Genomic DNA, 18,798 nt, shown 5'->3' on the forward strand with positions numbered 1-18,798 from the left:
GCGAGAGGAAACCTCCCGACATCTGGGGCCCAAGCAGCCAGCCACCGTCTACAGCCTTCTCGGCGGCGATGACCTTGGCTATCGCGGTGACCGCAGTTCTGCAACAGTGATGCTGGAAAGCCCTGAGCCCCGTCCAGCCTTAAGTTCTAGTGGTCATCGAAAGGGCCCTGCCGACTGCTCGGCCACGGTGGCACGCTGCCGCTGGAGCTTCCGGTACCAGGGGGCCCACTCGGCGTCGTCCCAGTGCATGACGCCGTCGATGATCTCGGCGTCCGGGTGATCGTTATTCTCCCGGTCGGTCCAGAGGTTCTGAAGGGTCGATTCGCTGAGGTGGTAACCCTCCTGGAGGTCGGCGCGCGAGAAGAGCGTGCGGCCGTCATCTCGGTGCAAGGCGTTCTCCTGCCCGTGCTCGGGGTCGTCAGGGGCCGGCGGGGTCATGAGGTGGCCTCGGGGACATGGGGCGGCACCCAGGTTCGGGTGCCTTCGGGGATGATCCGGGTGAGGGTGGCGACGTCGGCCAGGACGAGGGCTGCGGCCCAGTCGTATCGGTCCGGATGGCCGCCCGAGCGGTTGAGTATGAGACGTTCCCCGCGGGGCGGTACGTCGTCAACGATGACGAAGAGGTCGTCCGGTCCGGCGCCGATGCGGTTACCCACCTTGAGGTGGGCGAGGTCGCCGGGCTGGGGACGAGCGGCGTCGTGGTCGCTTAGCGTGGAGGGGTTCTTTCTGGTGAGAGAACACGACGGCCGGCCAGCGCCTTGTTGCCCTTGTGCGCTGGTCGTCACTTCTGTTTGGGGCCCGACCACCAAGCGGGCCGGGGTACTGGCCGGAGGTTGCCCGCTCAGACCACGACGAGGAAATACCTTCTTTCGGGGCTGTCGGGGACCGCTGCGTTCCGGGCCGTGGCCGTTCAGAAGAGCGTCTTCTATTCCGTGGGGGCGGCCGTTGCCTGCTGGGTTTCCTGGCTCACGCACAACTCGTACCGGAGACGCTGGTCCTGAGACGGCGAACCTTGATCACGTGCCGCCGAAGGCTGACCAACAGCAGCTCGTGACACCGGACTCTGAGCGCCGCAGCATCTGTGCCGGTCACAGACCCGCATGCCCAGCGGGTGCCATGGGTGACGATCGTACGATCCGGTCGTTACACAGGCCATGAAGATCACCTCTTGCATCCTCGCCGTGGCCGCCGCGAGCGGCGCCCTACTGGCCGCCACCGCGCCGGCGCACGCCACCGACGTTCTCAATCTGGTCAACGCCAAGCGCATCCCGGCCTCCGTCTTCTCGCCTGGCAATACCAGCGCGGACAACGTCCAGATCACCAGCATCAAGCAGAGCGGCCGCGAGTAGCCGCGACGGCGTTCGTGGACTGCGCCCTGGGGCACTACCGCGTGCGGCGGTGCCCCAGGGCAGTTGTGCCATGGCACGCGTGGCTGCTCAGAATCAGCGGCACAGGACAACACTTCTTGTACGGCGGGTCGTGTGCTCCTTGCGACAGCGGGCCCGGACCAGCAGCGGCGCGCCGGCACCGATCCAGCCGGGTGGGTAGCGAACGCTGATTTGCCGCCAGAGGCGTTAGCTGCGGGCCAGCGCCCACTCTCCCTGGGCCTTGTCGACGGCCGGGAGGGCTCGCCAGCCGGGGAACGCTCCATGACCGGTTCAACGCACCCCGATCGGGTACGTCACGAACCACTGCCCCCTGATGGCGCATCAGCTCGCTAGACCCCAAAGAGGCCCTGTGACCAGGGGCAACGAAGAAGCACAACTGGAGTACTAGAACGACCGGACACCAGTTCCCCGGCAACAGCCGTACAATCCGGGCGACACCGCGCTGATCTCAGTGCCCACTCCCGCAGCTGCGCCAGCATCCCGCGCGTCAGCTCGCCGGGCGCGCCGTCGAGGTCATCACGGGCGAGGACGGCTTCGTCGGGCTTGCGCCAGTCCACCGCGTTCAGGAACTCGGCCACGACGTGCCGCACATCCGCTGGCTCGACCACCACGTCCGCCAGGCCCTCGAACCGCACACCGTTCCAGCCCTTGGCTACGTACAACGTCACCTCGGATCCGTCGTCCACGGTCTGGGTGATCCGGTACGCCTCCACCGAGGAGGCGATGTCGTAGCCGTCGACCTCGATGACGGCGGACTGCTCGGGTGCGGCGGAGATACGGACGCGGTGGCTCTGATCGGACGTGCTCATGATCCGGAGCCTAGGGGCGCGAAGGCAACACCTGGCCCGCTGATTCGGTGGGGTCGTTGGGCATACGTATGGCTTCGATCTCACTGTCGTGCAGTAGCGCGTTGATGAGGGGTGGGGCCCGGAGACCTTGGTGGCTCACAGGTCGTAGTCGGTGCACAGCACCCATGAGCGGTCGGCGGCCCACAGGTTGGACGGGCTGAACTCGGTCTCGGGGTTGTCGTAGAGCATCACGGCGTCGCCGAGGCGGCCGGTGCGCACGTGCAGGTTCTCGAAGTCGCAGCCCGGGGCCATCAGCGGGTTGTAGTAGGCGAAACAGGCGGTGTCTGTGCCGTCCGGGCTGTGCTCGATGAGGAGGGTGATCAGCCGGTTCCAGGTTTCGCGGTCCGTGCTGCCTTCGGTGGGCGGGATGATGCTCAGTGGCCAGCTGCCGTCCTTCTTGGCTGAAGGGAAGCAGCGGTAGGAGGGCAGCAGCCCCTCGCAGACGACCGGGTCGCCGATGCGGCGCGCGAGGTCTGCCCAGCGCAGGTGCCGCCAGCCGGGGCCGGGGTGCTCGGCGTGGCCCAGTCCTCCACCGGTGGCGACCGACTCGGCGTCGAGGTTGATGCCCGCCACGATGTGCGGCTCGATGCTTCCGTCGGCCAGACGAGCCTGGTGGTACTCGTGGTGCGACATGTCCGCCGGGCCCTGTTCGTGCTCGTACATGGCGTTGAGGACCCAGGCCGCGTCGGGCATCGCCGGCGGCATGAAGCCGGTCACGCCGTCCCCGCACAGCTCAAGGAGCCAGTCGGCTGCAGAGGAGGGAGCCAGCGGCCATCGCGCAGTCACACAAGTGGATATCTCGGGCATACGCTCATGGTCCCACCCGCCGCCTTGGGCCTTTGGACCGCTGGTATCGCCGCGGCATGCCGTCTTCGAGGATGAACCTAGCCGGGCAGAGGCGAGTGTGACTGAACAAGCACCGGATGGCCCAGCCTGTCCGGCGGGCCTGCGGGAGCCCGTCAAGGGCACCGGTCGGCGATGGCCGTCATGCTCGGCAAGCGTACGGTGCCGGTTGTTCAGCCCGCGGGGCGGCGTGCCCAGCCGCCGCCCCGCTGCCTGCCTGCGACAGGGCCGTCAAGAGCCCTTCCTGCGGGAGTGGGCACGGGCCCAGGCGGCTCCCAGGGCCAGCACTGGCATGCTGGCGACGGGAGCCACGCCGCGATGATGGCGTCCTGCCTGTATGGGGTCTCCCAGGTTGTTGCGGGCTTGGAAGGTGAGTTGCCGGGTGGAGAGGTCGTTCAGTGAGGACTGTAGTTGTGCGGGCCCGTGGATCAGTGTGCTCAGCAGGTGCAGGGTTGTCTGGGCGGCTTGTTCTCCGGAGAGGGTTTCGAGGATGAGGTCTTGCATGACGTCTGTGAGGGTGCCGTGCAGGGCGGTGGATAGTTTCAGTTTGGGGTAGAGGCAGCGTACCGATCCTTCGATGTTGGCGACCGACTTGCCTACGACGGAGGTGAGCGGGGTGATCTGGATTCCGCGCTGGGAGGAGTAGCGCAGCAGGGTCATCAGGGCGACGCCGAAGTTGAGTTCTTCCAGGGAGGCGTCGGTCCAGTGGGGGACGATTCTGCTGATGTCCTGGATGAAGGCGGAGGGGTTGCTCCACGGTGTGGCGGTGCCCAGGCTGATCCATTGGCGGGCCATGGCGGCGCCGTCGTTCTGCGCCAGTGCGAGGAATACTCCCAGGGTGGCGAGGCTGGTGCCGCGGTCGATTCTGCCGACCATGCCCCAGTCGATGAGGTGGGCCTTGCCGTCGGTGCTGATGATGATGTTTCCGGGGTGCGGGTCGGCGTGGAAGCGGCGGTCCAGGAAATATCCGCGGAACATGTACTCCATGAGCTGGTAGGCGATGGCTTTGCGGTGTTTCTTGCTGAGCTCGTCGGGCTTGATCCGGTTGACGGGGGTTCCTTCCGCGAAGCTCTGCACCAGCACCCTGGGTGTGGCGTGCAGGGCTTTGGGGACGCAGACGCGTTTGAAGCCTTTGGCGGCTTTGCGGGCGTCCTTCATGTTCCGGGCTTCTTTGGTGAAGTCCAGCTCGGCCTGCATGACGGTGAACAGGACGTCCAGCATGGCGCCGATGTCCACGACTTCGTTGAAGTGGGGGGCCGCCTTGGCGAACAGGCGCACGGCCGTCTTCAGGACGGTCATGTCTTTGAGTACGGCTTCGTGGGCGTCCGGCCGCTGCACCTTGATGACACACGGTCTGCCGTCGGTGTCGACCGCTTTGTATACCTGGGCCAGTGAAGCCGACCCGAGGGGTTTCTCCGTCCGGATCTCGGTGAAGCCGGTCCGCCAGTTGGACCCGAGGTCTTGTTCCAGGACAGTCTCGAAGCGGGAGAACGGTTCGATGCGGGCCTGGTCGTTGAGGCTTTCCAGCTCGTCCCGGATGTATTGCGGGACAAAGTCGGGGCGGGTGGCCAGGATCTGGCCGACCTTGACGTACAGCGGCCCCAGTTCTTCCAGCGTGTGCCGGATGCGCCGGGCCCTGTCCAGCTTGGCGGCTTCGGGGGCGGCTGCCCCTGGGGGCGTCTGCCCCGCGAACGCACCGCCCGGGCGGTCTCGGCGCCGGCGACCCCGGCGACGATGCGGGCGGTACGGCGGGCACGCCCCTCGGGCATGTTTCCTCCCCACGGGGCGGTGTACTGGGCCGTGTTCCGCGTTACCGGTCGGCTGAGCTGCCCTTGCGGCTGTCGGCAACGGTCGAGGTAAGCGCGGTGACCTGCTGGCTGAGCCGGCCTACCTGCTCGGAGAGGGCTTCGAGGTGCTGCTGGTTCTGCTTCGCCCGCTTCTTGGCACCGTTCTTCTTTTTCTTCGTCCCCAGGGCCGTGTTGATGCCTTTTCGGGCGTCCTTGTCCACGCGGTCCATGCCGCGTGTCATCCTCTCAAGAACGTTCTTTTTCTTTGTCATGTCACAACCTTTCTCATGGAAACGTCGGTTACGCGGCAGTGCGGGCGGCAATCGGCGTCGCTGCGCCGTCCGGCACACGATCACGCAGAGCGCAGGGCGGTAACGGTACTGAATACGTCCGGGCCCGTGAAGACGGCTTGATGCGCCGGTCACTGTCACTGCCGAAGAAAAACATTGAGGCGAACAGGTGCTGCCGCCTTCTGCGGCGACCTGTGCTCTTCGACGTTAACGCGACCGGACGCTCTCACGTCAACGCCCCCTTTGCAGAAGGGCGAGAATGTGCGTTCACGCGCTCCGCAAGTGGTTCGCACCGCTGGCCCCAGTACCGGCCGGGAGGGCCTGCTGTCTCACGGCGAGCATGTCAGGAGAGGCAGCGGGAGGCGAGTGTGAGGGACATGGCGAGCAGTCGGCGGCCTATGGCGAAGAGACGTGGGACTCTTTCTGTTGTGCCCTGCAGCCCCCTCTGGCGTACGTGGGGAACATTCCCAGCCAGGCTGGGGGCGCACTCAGGAGTGCGGCGGCCACCCAAAGTGCGCCGACCGGACCGGGCGTTCCTGTTTCACACTGCGTGCGCTTCCCGTGCTCCTTCACCACCTTTTTCCGGGGAATGGCAGCGTGCTTTCGCGTTTTCCGGGTAGAGCGAATGGAGGCTTGGTCTTCCGGTTTCGAAAGGCGGGTGTCATATGCCTGAAGGGAAAACCGCACCGGAGGAGATCAGTGCATTTCTTCGTGGCGGGCCGCCGACTTTGCCGCAGATGTTCTCCTTGGCCGACGCGGTGATCGCGGACAGTGACCGGCTGGTGATTGCTCATTGCGGACGCAACGAGCACTTCACTTTCACCGGCTGGTTCCAGAGGCTGGGGGTGTTGCGGTGCCGGTCGCCGAGTGGGCTTACAGCACCGCAATCGCTGAATGAGGACACTTGGCGCATCCGGCCGGGGCCTGGTGCCGTGCGGCAATGTCTGGAATTCCTGGGCGTCTTGCCGCGGGCAGCGAGACTGCGGCCGGCCTTCCACGCCGAGGCTCTGCGGGGGCAGTGGCGTGGGGCTTTTTTCTGTGATCGAGAAAGGAAGGTTCCGTAGATGACCGACAACAGGGTCGATGAGCCCATCGCCGTGGTGGGGGCAGGGTGCCGCTTTCCCGGGGGCGCTGATTCGCTGGAGGCACTGGAGGAGTTGCTCTTCGCGGGGCGTGAGACGGTGGGTGAAGTCCCCGCCGACCGATGGTCCCAGGCGGACCTGGCAGTCCTGCCGCCCGCGGTGGCCGACCGGATGCGCTACGGCTGTTTCCTCGACGGCGACGTGTACGCGTATGAGCCGGAGTTCTTCGGTGTCAACGCGCAGGAGGCCGCCTGGGTGGACCCGCAGCAACGCCTGCTGTGGGAGGTGACCTGGGAGGCGCTGGAACACGCGGGCATCCCTCCGCTGTCCCTGGCCGGCACCCGGACGGGACTGTACTTCGGTCTCTACAGCCGGGATTACCTGCTGCGCAGTCAGCGGCCGCTGGCCGACAGCGAGCCGTACGCCCTGTACGCGAACAGCGACAGCATCGGCATGGGCCGCCTGGCGTTCCTGCTGGATGTCCGCGGCCCCCAGCTGCCGTTCGAGATGGCCTGCGCCTCCGGCCTGGGTGCAGTGCACCTGGCGTGCCAGAGCCTGCGGGCCCAGGAGGCCGACCTGGCGCTCGCCGGCGGGGCGATCTTGCATCTGCTGCCGGAGACCACAGCCGCCATGGCGCACTGGCTGGTCTTCTCACCGACCGGCCGCTGCTCTGCCTTCGACGCCGCCGCCAACGGCTATGTGCGCGGCGAAGGGTGCGGCGTGGTGGTGCTCAAGCGATACCAGGACGCTGTTCGCGGCGGTGACCGAATACTGGCGGTGTTACGCGGTTCCGCGATCAACCAGAACGGCCGGGACACCCGTCTGACGGCGCCGTCGCTGCGGGCCCAGCAGGCGGTCTACCAGCAGGCTCTGCAGCGTGCCGGAGTCGCCGGGCACGAGGTGGGCCTGGTCGAGACGCACGGGACGGGCACAGCGGTCGGTGACCCGATCGAGTACGCCGCCCTGGCCTCGGTCTACGGCGCGGGGAAAGACGGCTGCGCCCTGGGGGCGGTGAAGACCAACCTCGGGCACTCGGAGCCGGCCGCCGGGGTCGCCGGGCTTTTGAAGGTGATCGCCAGCCTGCGGCACGGTCTCGTTCCCGCGACGTTGAACTTCTCCCGCTGGAACCCGCAGATCGACGCCGAGGGCGCGCGGCTTTTCGTGCCGACGCAGACGGTGCCCTGGCCGGTGCGGGGCTCGGCCCCGCGGCTGGCCGCGGTCTCAGCGTTCGGGATCAGCGGCTGCAACGCGCACATGCTCGTCGAGCAGGCCCCGGCCGACCGGGCCGTCACGCGCTCGCGTTCCGCACTGCCGCGCGGCCCGCAGCATCACCTCAGCGACTGCGGCGACGCGGAGAGCCGGATCTTCCTGCTGTCCGGCGGAACCCGGGATGCGGTGCGTGCCGCAGCGGCTCGCCTGGCGGACTGGCTGGAGCGGCCGGGGGCAGATACGGCCCTGGAGGACATCGCCTACACCCTGGCCACCAGCCGCTCGCACAACCGCTGCCGCGCCGGCGTCGTGGCCGCCTCCCGTCAGCAGCTCCTGACCACGCTCCGGGCCTGCGCGCTGGGCGAAGCGGCACAAGAACTGGTGGAGGGCACGTCTTTGTCCCACACCGGGCCGGGCCCGGTGTGGGTGTTCTCGGGGCACGGCTCGCAGTGGGCCGGGATGGGCCGCAGCCTGCTCGGATGCGATCGTGACTTCACCGCCGCCATCGACGAGCTGAAACCTTTGATCGCCGCCGAGTCCGGTTTCTCCCTGCGTGAAGCGTTGCAGGCGCCGCAGGTGGTGACCGGTGCGGACAAGGTGCAGCCCGCTATCTTCGCCGTGCAGCTAGGCATCGCTGCGATGTGGAGGGCGCGCGGCATCCGTCCGGCAGCCGTCATCGGCCACTCGATGGGGAAGTCGCCGCCGCCGTGATCGCGGGGGCTCTGAGCACGCAAGACGGAGTCAAGGTCATCTGCCGTCGCTCGCGGCTGGTCTTGAACACGCCCGGCGCGGGCGCGATGGCCTCGGTCCTGCTGCCGGGCGACCGTGCGGCCGCGGACATCACGGCCAGCGGCATCACCGGAATCGAGACAGCCGTATTCGCCTCCCCGACCACGACGGTGGTGGGCGGCGACGCGGACCGGATACGGGAGCTGATCGCGTACTGGGAGCAGCGCGATGTCACGGCCCGTCTGGTCGAGGTCGACTACGCCTCGCACACCCGGCACATGGACCCGGTCGTGGACGAACTCACCTCCGCTCTGCGCGAGGTGGCACCCCGTTCCCCGGTCATCCCGTTCTACTCGACGGTGCTGGCTGACCCGCGCGCCGAGGTCCTGATGGACGCCGGTTACTGGGCGGCCAACTTGCGTGAGCCCGTGCGGTTTGCATCCACCGTGAGGGCGCTGGCCGACGCCGGGCACCGGCTGTTCATGGAAATATCGCCCCGCCCCCTGCTGACCTCCGCCGTCCAGGAGACGCTCAGCGACGCCGGGCTGGGCGACTTCGCGGTGCTCGCCTCGATGAGCAAGGAGGCCGACTCGCCGGCGGCCTTCGCCGCACGGCTGGCCGCGCTGCACTGCGCGGGCCACCCGGTGCCGTGGGAACGACTGCAGGCAGACGGCAGCTTCACCGCCGTGCCCGCCACCTCCTGGGACCGGCGCCACTTCGAGGTCGCCCGCTGCCCCCAGTCCGGCGCGCTCTCGCAGGCGACTGGCCCGGCGCACCCGCTGCTCGGCGTCCACCTGGCCGACCCGGCCCGGGACGGCACCCACTACTGGCAGTCCCGCATCGACGTCGCAAACCTCCCCTGGCTCCAGGACCACCAGGTGGACGGCACCTGCGTCCTGCCCGCCACCGCCATGATCGAAATGGCGCTGGGCGCAGCCGTCGACCTGTTCGCCACCGACCCGGCCGAGGTGCGCCTGGAGGACATCGAGCTACGGCACCTGCTGCCGCTGACCGAAGCAACCACGGTCACCTGCAGCGCACACACGGACCGCAACGACAGCGCCCACTGGCAGATGAGTGTGCCGGCCGGTGAGCAGATGGACACCGTCCACGCCACCGCCCGGCTGCGCCGGCACGCGACGCCGCCACCTCGCCAGGACATCGACGCCCTCAAGGCCGCCCACCCCGATGACGTGGCGGTGCACGAGGTGTACGAACGCTTCCGGACCGATTTCCGACTGGAACACGGCCCGGCCTTCGCCGGCCTGGTCACCGCCCGGACAAGCGACACCCCCACGAGCCTGTTCGCCGAGATCTGCCTGCCCGACGCGGCGCGCCGGCATGTACGGGACCTGTACTCGCATCCGGTGACGATCGACATCTGCGGACAAGCAGGCATCGCGGCGTGGACGGTCGCCTGCGGTCTCAGCGAAGGCATGCTGCTTCCCGTGCGTCTGGCCAGTGTCGCCGTCCACGGTGACACGGCCCAGGGCCGCTACTGCCACGTGCGGCTGGAACAAGCCGGGGACGAGGCGTGCACAGCGCACATCGACCTCCTCGACCCCCAGGGCCACGTCCTGGCGCAGCTGGGCGGCCTCGAATACGTCCGACGCCCCGCCCAGTCGCCACAAGACGTCTTCGGCAGCCGTCTGCTCCAGCCACGGTGGGCCCCCGCACCGCTGCCGCCCGCCGCTGCCCCGGCACCCGGCCACTGGGTCGTACTCGACGCCTCGGGGGAACCGGCCGCGCGGCGCGCGACCTGGCCGCAGCACTGGGCACTCAGGCCACTTCCTCCATCCTCACCGAACCGCCCGCACCAGGCTGCGAACCTTCGGTGGAACCCGCACTGCATACCGCGTCCCACCGCAGCACGGCGAGGGACAGCACCCGCCCAGACGGCGTGGCCATAGTGTTCTCAACCGCCCAAGGCACAAACTCAGGCGCTGCACCTGAGCGTGCCCGGCAGGTGGTCGGCCACCTCCTGCACGAGATCGTCCAGCCACTGCTGGCCGCTGGGCACGCCAGCCCGCCGCGCCTGTGGCTCATCACCCACGGTGCACAGCGAGTACGCCCCGACGACATCCCGGACCTGGAGCAGGCGGGGGCCCGCGGGCTGATGCGCACACTCAGCTATGAGCACCCCGAGCTGCAGCCGACCACCGTGGACACCGATACCTCCACCCCGGCCGGCACGCTGGCACGCGAGCTGCTGACGTGCCCCGCCAGCCAGGACGCCATCGCCTACCGCGACGGGCAGCGGTACACGGCGCGGCTGGCGACCGAGCCACTGGGACACAGCGACCTGCGTCACACCCTGGTCGACCCCTCCCGCGACGCCCTCACCCTCGACCTGGAGCACCACGGCGACCTCAGCTCCTTCCGGCTCGTCGCCGAGCGCCGCCGCCCGCCGGCCGCCGGAGAAGTAGAGATCCACGTACAGGCGACCGGGCTGAGCTTCATCAACGTGCTCAAAGCCCTCGGCGTCTACGACCGCTTCCGCGCACCGGGCGACGGGCCGGCCTGCGACACCTTCGAGTGCGCCGGAACCATCACCGCAGTGGGAAAGGGCGTCACCGGCCGCCAGGTCGGCGACCGGGTCGCCGCCTGGGTCCTCGGCAGCCCCATCAGCTCCTTCGCCCGCACCCGCGCCGGCCTGACCCTGCCCCTCCCCGACGCCACAGGGCTGCCCGAGGCCGCCGCACTGCCGTTCGCCTACCTCACCGCCCAGTACGGGCTGCACCACCTGGCCCGGCTACGCCCCGGCGAAACCGTCCTGGTCCACACCGCCAGCGGAGGAGCCGGCCTCGCCCTCATCCACCTCGCCCAGGCCCACGGCGCCCACGTCCTGGCCACCGCCGGCTCCGCTGACAAACGCGCCTTCCTACGGCGTCTGGGCGTGCGCCACGTGATGGACTCCCGCTCCCTGGACTTCGCCGACCAGGTACGCGACCTCACCCAGGGGCGCGGGGTGGACGTCGTCGTCAACACCCTCACCGGACCCGCCCAGAGCGCCAGCCTGGACCTGCTCGCTCCGTACGGCCGCTTCATCGAACTGGGCAAACAAGACATCTACGCCAACACGCGGCTCGGGCTCCTGCCCTTCCGCCGCGGCATCACCTTCAGCAGCGTCGACATCCTGGCAATAGGCCAGCACAACACCCGACTCGCGGAGACACTGTGCAACCAAGTCGCCGACGCGCTGCACAACGGCACCCTCACACCGCTGCCGGTGACCACCTACCCGATCGCGGATGCCGCGATCGCCTTCCGCACCATGGCCGGCGCCCAGCACACCGGCAAACTGGTCCTCACCTGGCCCGAACAGGGCAGCCTCACTGTCCCCGTCCGGCCCAAGGATGCGACAGTCGTCCGCATGGACGCCAGCTACATCATCACCGGCGGCCTGGGCGGCCTGGGACTGCTCGCCGCCCGCTGGCTCGCCCACAACGGCGCCCCGCACCTCGTGCTGACCGGCCGCTCCCGCCCGGGCCGCAACGCCAAGCGGGTGATTGGGGATCTGCGGGCCGCCGGCACCCGCGTCGACATCATCAACGCGGACATCGCCAACCCGGCCACCGCTCCCCGGCTCGTGGCAGCCGCGCAAGCCCACGGGCACCCGCTGCGCGGAGTTCTGCACTGCGCGGCCGTCGTCGAAGACGCCACCGCCGCCCGCATCACCGAGGACCTGCTCGACCGCGTCTGGCGGCCCAAGGCCGACGGCGCCTGGCACCTGCACCACGCCACCCTGGACGCGGATCTCGACTGGTGGGTCGGCTTCTCCTCCATCGCCTCCGTCCTGGGCAGCCCCGGCCAGGGCGCCTACACCGCCGCCAATGCGTGGCTGGATGAGTTCATCACCTGGCGCCGCGCCCAGGGCCTGCCCGCCACCGGCATCAACTGGGGCCCCTGGGCCCGCTACGGCCGCGGCAGCGGCATGGAGGAACGCGGCCACACCATGATCGAACCCGAGGACGGCATCGCGGCCCTGGAACAGATCCTGCGCCACGACCGCTCCCGCACCGGCTACAGCCCACTCGACATCGGCCACTGGCTCGCCTCCTACCCCGACACCGCGACACGGGAGTACTTCGCCGACCTGGCCGCGGCAGCCCACGGGCCGGGCAGTCCATCCGACGGCTCCGACGGGCTGCTGGCCGCCCTGCACGAAGCCCCACAGGACGAACGGCGTGTCCTCCTCCGGAACCGGACTGCCCAACACATCGCCGACGTGCTGCGCCTGGACCAGGACCGCTGTGATCCCAACGCCTCCCTGACCCTGCTGGGCCTGGACTCCCTGCGCGCTGTGGAGATACGCAACCGGCTGCAGCGCGAACTGCACATCACCTTCCCGCAGACCGCGCTGTGGACCCACCCCACCGTGGCGGCACTGACCGACTACCTCCTCGACCAACTCACCCAACAGCACAATCTTCCCTCCGCGGCCGCAGCCTGAAGCCGCGTGCAGCGGGCGCCCTGCCCCAAGGAGTACTACGAATGACCGAAGCGGACCGCCCAGGCCGCCCGGAACACACCGGCCCCGAAGCGCAGCGCACCAACCCTCGGGGCCGGTCGTCGCCGGCCAGAACGAACCACCTCAGGTCAGGCACGGAACGTCCCCGGGGGCCTGACACGCCCATCTCTCGCTGGCCTTCGAGCAGCCAGGGCCAGCCGACCTCTCCCACCGAACGGAACGCCATAGACGCCGGTACCTGGCTGCTGACCACGACAGCCGACTCGGTCCTCGAAGACCCCCTGCCGCACCGGATCAGCCAGGCCCTGGAACGAAGGGGCGTACGCTGCACCATCCTCGGCCCCAACGCGGTCATCGGACGGCTCACCGGAGCCACCGGCATCATCGCCATCGCACCGCCCCTCACCGGACCGGCAGCCGGCCGCGCGAGGACTGAGCCGGGGCATCGACTCGCACGCTGGCTGACCCGCCTCCTCCGCCACCTGCCCGACCTCGCGGGTGCACCACCCCGACTGTGCATCGTGACCAGGACACACCACAGCAGCCCGCCCGGCATCACGGAACCTTCTGCCGATCAGCGGCTCACCGTTCTCCTGGACACGATCAGAGCCCGTTACCCCCGGCTACGGACCGCGCACATCGACCTCGACGACGCTACGGACCTGCAAGACGTCACCGCGAAAGTCCTTGCGGACACCGCAGTAGAAGAGCGGATCACTTGACGCAACGGCCGCCGCAGTGCCGGGTGGCCGCGGCAGCAAGCACCTGAACAGTGAGACGCACTGGACGACTTGCCCTCGGACACGGCCGTGCCGCACCTGACGTGCGCGGTATTCGCCGCACAAGCCCGTCCCCCTCTGACAAGGGCCGGCCTGAAGCTCAAGTACGGCTGACCGCAACCAAGCCCCAAAGGGGAAACGTCATGCTCAGCCGCCCCCGCTCACTGTTCTTCTGGCTGGTCCTGATCATCGTTCTGTTCATCATCGCCTCAGCCCCCGCCAAGAGCGCCCGCGCGCTGCTGGCGGCCTACCACGGCGTTGTCCACTTCTTCGAGTCGATCCAGATCTTCGTCTCCACGCTCGGCGCGTGACCGAAACACTCCTTCATGGCCAGGAAGGTTCTACAATGCGCCACACTCTCCTCGCAGTAGCCGGACTCATTCTCTTCGGCCTCCTCGGGTGCACGGTGACCCCACTGATCCGTACCAGCCCGGCGCCCTGGTACGAAGAACGAGAAGCCGCAGCGCCCGCCGGAACACAGAGCGTGCCGCCCACCGGCACAACCTCAGCTCAGCCAGAGCCGAAGCCGCCCCACTCCACCACTGCGCCACCGGCCGCCGCACACAGCCCCGCAGCAACAGCCCACGGCACACGGAATCCCATGACACCATCGCCTTCCGCGCCCACCCGCCCCTCCTCCTGCACCTACGGCCCGACGGAGACCAGCACACCGCCAGAAGACGAGTCCGTCTCTTACGCGCCGACAACTGGCCTCATTACCTCCGCCCCCGTCCCCGCCGGTGGAACGCCGCCGCCGGCTTCGAGCGTGCAGCCGGACGCCAGTCCCTCTCCGCCAGCCAGTACGCCTGCGCCGACGCGGACACCGGCGCTCGGCTGTCCTCAACCGTCGGCAACCACAGTTCCTGCGACTCCGAGTGCGTCGTCGCAAAGGCCAGAACCGGCCACCCCCAGCCCGGCGGCAACGCCCAGCAACTCAGCCCCGTCGACGGAAGCTTCTGCTCGGTGCCGCGCTGTGCCAGATCCGACGCGGCCCGAGCCCTGAGTGGCCGCTGGGACGGTCGCCCTGGCGGTGCTGAGTAGCCTGGCATTCGGCTGGCTGTACCGAACGCATGGTCGATGTGAAGCGGCATGATGGCATCACCGTTGACGGGTCTGCGGTCTGACCGGGCGAGGGTAGCTGAGGTGTCAGCGGGTGGGAGGTGTGAGGCTTCGTGTGAGCGATTATGCGCACCTCCACGCAGCGTTGTGGGCAAGACGCAGTGTGCTCAGCATGGGGGCGAAGGGTGCTTCTTTCAGGGCCATGAGAGCCTACGTGTGACGCTGTTGTCGTGTTGCCAGCAATCTCCCATGAGGGCGGGCTGAGAAGGGGCGGACGCCCGCCTCAACCCTAGGGCGCTGGCCTCAACGGCGCGGTGCACAAACGATCCGCACCGCCGACGCTCTCTTCGTTGGAGTGAATTCGAGTCGTTCGGCTTGCGGAGCGCGGCGGTCAGTAAGGCGCTGACCGTCCGAGTGGCTGCATGCCCTGCTCGGCTGCTGGGCCGCTGGCCTGCGATGGGGAATGAAAACACTCACTCATCCTCAAAGAACGTTTCCGTCGCCCATTCCGCCGCCGACCAGTACGGCAGGTCGGCGCCTCCGCAGTGGTTGAGAGCATTAACGACCGGGACTTGCGCCAGCAGCCCTTGTGCCGACCCACTTCCGTTCGACGTCTGCCCGCGGGGCTGTGTCCGCGTGCCATGGTTGGCACACGCATTGTCGAAGCTGGGGGACCCGATAACGATGACCCCGCCCGCTGTCGCGGGAGCGGCGGTAACGAGCCCGGATCCGGCGGCAGCCACGGTCATGGCGAGCGCTGTGAGTGTCTTCCGTGCAGTCATGCTGGGAGAACGATGATCGGTCTGCGGGGACACTCTTGCGGAGCGCAGCGGAGTCGGGAGCTCGGGGAAGTTCGTGCCGGGCGTCGGGGCGCAGGCGGGGGTCCAAAGACACGCTCTGAGCAGCACCATCCAGCACATGCTCACAGCGGCCCGAGCCGGCCTGCAGAAGAACAAACCCGCTTTTCCTGAATAGGCCGCCCTGTCTCACGTAGTCACCGGCACCGGTCCTTCTCCCTGACCGAGCATGTACAGGACCCGCGGTGCGGGGCAGCGACGAACGACGTACTCAGATGCACGAGCAGCGGCACACCGCATGGGAGCGGACTCTGGCGCCCAGCGTGAAGGTGGATGCGGACTGCTCCCGGTGTCGCGGACGGCCATCCGGAGTCGGGGCCTGGGGCGCCGGGCAGCCTGACCGGCTGCGGGGGCTCGTCACCCGGCTTCCCCCGACGCTGCGCGTCTTCCGGCCCGCTGGCTCTGCGCTGCGCCCCGGCACGCATATTCGGCTGTTACCTGCCTTCGTACCGCCTCTTGGCACCGCGGTAACCGCCGGCTGGTGGCCTGCTGATGGGCGTCGTTGTCGCGGCGGGTGCGCCGTCACGCTGTTGCGGTGTTGTCGGGCGGGAGGGGAGGGTGCCGTCAACGAGCCAGGCGTGGGCGAGGTCGTCCTCGCTCGGCGCGGGGGCGCTCAGGAGCAGGAGTTCGGCGGCGTCGGCGTGGTCCCGGGCGGTTTGCAGGTCGCAGTCGGCGATGGGGCCGGGCTGCTCACGGTAGAGGGTCAGGACGATCCCGGCCCGCTGTGCCGGGGCAGGGCCGCTCAGAAGGGGCAGGGCGAAGACCGCGCGGATACGGTGCGTGGCGGCCTGCTGGGCGTAGGCGGGCCACTGACGGGTGGTGGCGGGGCCGTCGAGATCGTCGGCGAGGACCGGGGCGCGTTGGCGCAGGGCTTGGACGCGGAGCCCTGCGCCGAGGTTGATCTGCAGGGCTGCGCCCCGGTTGGCCAGGGGGCCGGCGGCACACTGGGAGACCCGCTGGGCCAGGGTGGCATCGACTGCCAGCGTGATGCCCACCGAGTAGCAGCCGTGCAGAGCCGTGCGGCAGGCTTCCCCGATGTGCCGGGCTGGGTGGTCACGGCCCGGCACATCGGGCGGCGAGGGCTATGGCCCGCGGCCGGGCCCTGGTCACGGGAAGCGCGGTGCAGAAGGGGGCGCAGGCGCGTCCCCGGGTCGGGGATCCATGGGAAGGCGTCCGACCTCCGGCATTCACCGCCGATGCTGCCCCGACCGGAAGCCAATGTCAGGGTGGGACGTCGGACCAGCGTCGCCTGCGGGCAGCCTGTGACTTCACCCTACGCTTCTGCCCGCTGCGGCGCGGGGCGGACATTCGGGGGCGAGGATCTTTTCGGCCGTGCCGCCGGCCGCGGCATAGGCGTGACGGCGAGCGGCAGGGCGCAAGCAGGGCAGTGTCCGGGCGTTCCGTGGCGGCGGCGCCGCCACGAAGGTCACTGCGTGTGCCCTCTGTCCCGTCTCTTTCGGGCAGGAGCCTTACATCGTTGATGTCTTGTGATGCGCGAATGGTGCGGGATGCGGAACAGCCGCAGCGGGCCGGGGAGTTGACGGGCGCCCCGGGAAGCGGCGGTCATGCCTGGCGGGACCGTAGGAGATCCGGTAGCCGCACCGTGTGCATTCTTCGATCACCACGACGGCCTCGTGTGAGGTGACGCGGTGGAACCGTGGCGCGCACCCGTGCAGGGCCATGGTCGGAAGCATCACTTTCCCTCGCACCGCTATGCCGACGAGCGGTCCACAGAGCTAGGCAGGGCCATTGTGCTGCTGCCGGGTGCCGCACCCAAGGGGAAAACGGGCCCTGTGCATTCGCCAGTGCGGTGGTGTCGGCTGGACATGGCGGTGCGCCGCGGCCCTTCCCGTGGCTGCGGCGCACCTGATGTCCGGGGCGCTGGGAGACGGCCCCGGAGAGCTGGTTAGCGCAGGTGGCGTCCCCAGTGCTTGGTGTCGACGACGTGGCGGTGGTCGTTGCGCAGGGTGGCGGTGTCGCGGCGGTTGTCCCAGACGTAGTCGCGGCGGTCCTGGTAGACGTCGCGCCAGGTGTCACGCCCGTGACCTGTGTGCACGCGGACCTCTTGGCGGCCGTTCAGGCGCAGGTTGTTGAAGCGGTAGGTCTTGTGGGTGCGCTCGCTGGTCAGCGTCCAGCCCTTGAGGTTGACCGCTCGGTGGCTGGTGTTCTTGATGGTGATCCATTCAGCGTTGAGGCTGTGGTTGGAGCCGTCGTCGCGGCCGGGGCTGTCGGCCTGCACTGCGCCGATGACGATGGGGGAGCGGTGCGGGGCCGGGAGGGTGCGCGCGTCGGTGGCGGTGGCCGGCAGGGTGGCGGCGCCGACGAGAGCGGCTGTGCCGAGCGCGACGGCCGCGATACGGGCAGAACGGGACATGGTGAACCTCCTGCGGTCAGCCCCGCTGAGGCGGGGCCGGTGGGACGAGATGCCCGGAGCTGCCGGGTGGACCTCACTGTGGGCTAGTCCCGCAGACGGTGGTTGAAGATGGGACGGCCCGTTACAGAAGTAGGACATTTGCACAACCCATTCGTGCCCGCAGTGCACGCCCCCGCGCTCAGGCATCGATCACGCGCCCTCGGCACACCGCCCCGCGCACGCTAGTGACCTGGTGGTTTGCTGGGGCTGGTTCTCTTGAGGGTGGCATCTCGTACGGGCGTGCCCGCATGGCATCGACCGCTGCGAACGCGTGTCCATGCCGAAAGAAACCGTCGAGGGGCAATGGACGGGAAGAAGAACCGTTCAGGCAGCGGTGGCCCGGAAAGCCGTGCGTTTCCTGTCAGCGGAACGATCGTTCAATCCGATACGACGCGCTCTGCACCCTGTCCGTTTGTGTCATGGCTCCCCAACGAGAGCGGGCGAACCGAGGGTTCGCCGTCAGGCGGCGCTCCTCGGCCCGGGGCTGGGCGATATCCCTTCGGGATGCGGGCACCTGGCCGACGCCAGGTGCCCGGTTCGTCATCTTCGAGAGATGAAGGACCACACGTGCAACCTCTCGTGAAACACAGCGTGCTGGTCGCTGCGACGGCGACCGCGATACTGGCCGGCGCGACGGCGGGCGCGCACGGCGACTCGGGTGCAGCGGGACGTACCGCGGCTTCCCCCGGCGTGCTCGCGGGCAACCTGCTCCAGGTCCCGGCTCATGTGCCGGTGAACGTGTGCGGCAACACCGTCAACGTCATCGGCCTGCTCAATCCCGCCTTCAACAACCACTGCGCCAACCCCGGCAGCCACCACCACCCGCCCGGCGAAAAGCCGCCGGGTCACAAGCCGCCAGGCCATAAGCCCCCTGGGCACAAGCCGCCGGGCAACCACCAGCCTCCCGGGGAAGAGCCGCCGGGTCACAAGCCCCCTGGGCACAAGCCGCCGGGCAACCACCAGCCCCCTGGCGAAGAGCCGCCGGGTCACAAGCCCCCTGGGCACAAGCCGCCGGGCAACCACCAGCCCCCTGGCGAAGAGCC

Annotated in this window: 13 protein-coding genes and 2 pseudogenes; 7 read left to right on the forward strand and 8 right to left on the reverse strand. The window is 68.9% G+C overall.

Annotation, left to right across the window (positions count from 1 at the left end; all coding sequences use genetic code 11):
- Positions 1 to 153: 153 nt before the first annotated feature.
- Positions 154 to 438 carry a hypothetical protein gene (locus tag ACEXOX_RS38240; RefSeq protein ID WP_406525356.1) on the reverse strand — a complete coding sequence of 95 codons (285 nt, stop codon included), beginning with the start codon at positions 436 to 438 and terminating at the stop codon, positions 154 to 156.
- Complete coding sequence (locus ACEXOX_RS38245) at positions 435 to 974, reverse strand: DUF6211 family protein (RefSeq protein ID WP_406525357.1); 540 nt, start codon at positions 972 to 974, stop codon at positions 435 to 437. The genes ACEXOX_RS38240 and ACEXOX_RS38245 overlap by 4 nt, the downstream gene beginning before the upstream one ends.
- 180 nt (positions 975 to 1,154) lie before the next feature.
- Between ACEXOX_RS38245 and ACEXOX_RS38250 the strand changes: the two genes are divergently transcribed.
- Positions 1,155 to 1,349, forward strand: coding sequence for a hypothetical protein (locus ACEXOX_RS38250; protein ID WP_406525358.1), 195 nt, complete (start codon positions 1,155 to 1,157; stop codon positions 1,347 to 1,349).
- Positions 1,350 to 1,717: 368 nt separating this feature from the next.
- On the opposite strand, the gene ACEXOX_RS38255 is transcribed toward ACEXOX_RS38250, so the two are convergent.
- The 4 genes from ACEXOX_RS38255 to ACEXOX_RS38270 all read right to left on the reverse strand — a co-directional run bounded on the left by ACEXOX_RS38255 (position 1,718) and on the right by ACEXOX_RS38270 (position 5,138).
- Entirely contained in the window at positions 1,718 to 2,197 is a 480-nt protein-coding gene (locus tag ACEXOX_RS38255; protein ID WP_406525359.1) for a hypothetical protein, read from the reverse strand.
- Positions 2,198 to 2,332: 135 nt separating this feature from the next.
- Positions 2,333 to 3,043 carry a hypothetical protein gene (locus tag ACEXOX_RS38260; protein ID WP_406525360.1) on the reverse strand — a complete coding sequence of 237 codons (711 nt, stop codon included), beginning with the start codon at positions 3,041 to 3,043 and terminating at the stop codon, positions 2,333 to 2,335.
- 267 nt (positions 3,044 to 3,310) lie between these two features.
- Complete coding sequence (locus tag ACEXOX_RS38265) at positions 3,311 to 4,861, reverse strand: ABC1 kinase family protein (RefSeq protein ID WP_406525361.1); 1,551 nt, start codon at positions 4,859 to 4,861, stop codon at positions 3,311 to 3,313.
- Positions 4,862 to 4,889: 28 nt separating this feature from the next.
- Positions 4,890 to 5,138 carry a hypothetical protein gene (locus tag ACEXOX_RS38270; protein ID WP_406525362.1) on the reverse strand — a complete coding sequence of 83 codons (249 nt, stop codon included), beginning with the start codon at positions 5,136 to 5,138 and terminating at the stop codon, positions 4,890 to 4,892.
- A 683-nt stretch (positions 5,139 to 5,821) separates the two neighbouring features.
- Between ACEXOX_RS38270 and ACEXOX_RS38275 the strand changes: the two genes are divergently transcribed.
- The 5 genes and pseudogenes from ACEXOX_RS38275 (at position 5,822) to ACEXOX_RS38295 (ending at position 13,737) form a co-directional block, all read left to right on the forward strand.
- The gene (locus ACEXOX_RS38275) at positions 5,822 to 6,220 is read left to right on the forward strand and encodes a DUF5988 family protein (protein WP_406525363.1); all 399 of its coding nucleotides are present in this window, start codon (positions 5,822 to 5,824) and stop codon (positions 6,218 to 6,220) included.
- Positions 6,221 to 10,086 (forward strand): annotated as a pseudogene (locus ACEXOX_RS38280) (type I polyketide synthase). It abuts the gene before it with no gap.
- Between the two features lie 56 nt (positions 10,087 to 10,142).
- Positions 10,143 to 12,629 (forward strand): SDR family NAD(P)-dependent oxidoreductase, encoded by a 2,487-nt coding sequence (locus tag ACEXOX_RS38285; RefSeq protein WP_406525364.1) that lies wholly within the window; start codon positions 10,143 to 10,145, stop codon positions 12,627 to 12,629.
- Positions 12,630 to 12,670: 41 nt separating this feature from the next.
- Positions 12,671 to 13,369 (forward strand): hypothetical protein, encoded by a 699-nt coding sequence (locus tag ACEXOX_RS38290; protein ID WP_406525365.1) that lies wholly within the window; start codon positions 12,671 to 12,673, stop codon positions 13,367 to 13,369.
- Between the two features lie 200 nt (positions 13,370 to 13,569).
- Positions 13,570 to 13,737, forward strand: coding sequence for a hypothetical protein (locus ACEXOX_RS38295; RefSeq protein ID WP_406525366.1), 168 nt, complete (start codon positions 13,570 to 13,572; stop codon positions 13,735 to 13,737).
- A 2,039-nt stretch (positions 13,738 to 15,776) separates the two neighbouring features.
- On the opposite strand, the gene ACEXOX_RS38300 is transcribed toward ACEXOX_RS38295, so the two are convergent.
- Positions 15,777 to 16,409 (reverse strand): GAF domain-containing protein, encoded by a 633-nt coding sequence (locus ACEXOX_RS38300; protein ID WP_406525367.1) that lies wholly within the window; start codon positions 16,407 to 16,409, stop codon positions 15,777 to 15,779.
- Between the two features lie 839 nt (positions 16,410 to 17,248).
- Entirely contained in the window at positions 17,249 to 17,716 is a 468-nt protein-coding gene (locus tag ACEXOX_RS38305; RefSeq protein WP_406525368.1) for a lamin tail domain-containing protein, read from the reverse strand.
- A 543-nt stretch (positions 17,717 to 18,259) separates the two neighbouring features.
- On the opposite strand from ACEXOX_RS38305, the pseudogene ACEXOX_RS38310 reads away from it, so the two are divergent.
- Positions 18,260 to 18,499 (forward strand): annotated as a pseudogene (locus ACEXOX_RS38310) (chaplin); the annotation flags it as partial.
- Between the last annotated feature and the right edge of the window lie 299 nt (positions 18,500 to 18,798).

The sequence above is a fragment of the Streptomyces sp. Ac-502 genome (genome assembly GCF_045222935.1).
Taxonomy (GTDB): Bacteria; Actinomycetota; Actinomycetes; order Streptomycetales; family Streptomycetaceae; genus Streptomyces; species Streptomyces monomycini.

Excerpts from the sequence above, each read along its gene's own strand:
- ACEXOX_RS38250 (WP_406525358.1), top strand. The coding sequence starts at position 1,155 with ATGAAGATCACCTCTTGCATCCTCGCCGTGGCCGCCGCGAGCGGCGCC.
- ACEXOX_RS38305 (WP_406525368.1), bottom strand. The coding sequence starts at position 17,716 with ATGTCCCGTTCTGCCCGTATCGCGGCCGTCGCGCTCGGCACAGCCGCT.
- ACEXOX_RS38275 (WP_406525363.1), top strand. The coding sequence starts at position 5,822 with ATGCCTGAAGGGAAAACCGCACCGGAGGAGATCAGTGCATTTCTTCGT.
- ACEXOX_RS38240 (WP_406525356.1), bottom strand. The coding sequence starts at position 438 with ATGACCCCGCCGGCCCCTGACGACCCCGAGCACGGGCAGGAGAACGCC.
- ACEXOX_RS38290 (WP_406525365.1), top strand. The coding sequence starts at position 12,671 with ATGACCGAAGCGGACCGCCCAGGCCGCCCGGAACACACCGGCCCCGAA.
- ACEXOX_RS38255 (WP_406525359.1), bottom strand. The coding sequence starts at position 2,197 with ATGAGCACGTCCGATCAGAGCCACCGCGTCCGTATCTCCGCCGCACCC.
- ACEXOX_RS38270 (WP_406525362.1), bottom strand. The coding sequence starts at position 5,138 with ATGACAAAGAAAAAGAACGTTCTTGAGAGGATGACACGCGGCATGGAC.
- ACEXOX_RS38260 (WP_406525360.1), bottom strand. The coding sequence starts at position 3,043 with ATGCCCGAGATATCCACTTGTGTGACTGCGCGATGGCCGCTGGCTCCC.
- ACEXOX_RS38295 (WP_406525366.1), top strand. The coding sequence starts at position 13,570 with ATGCTCAGCCGCCCCCGCTCACTGTTCTTCTGGCTGGTCCTGATCATC.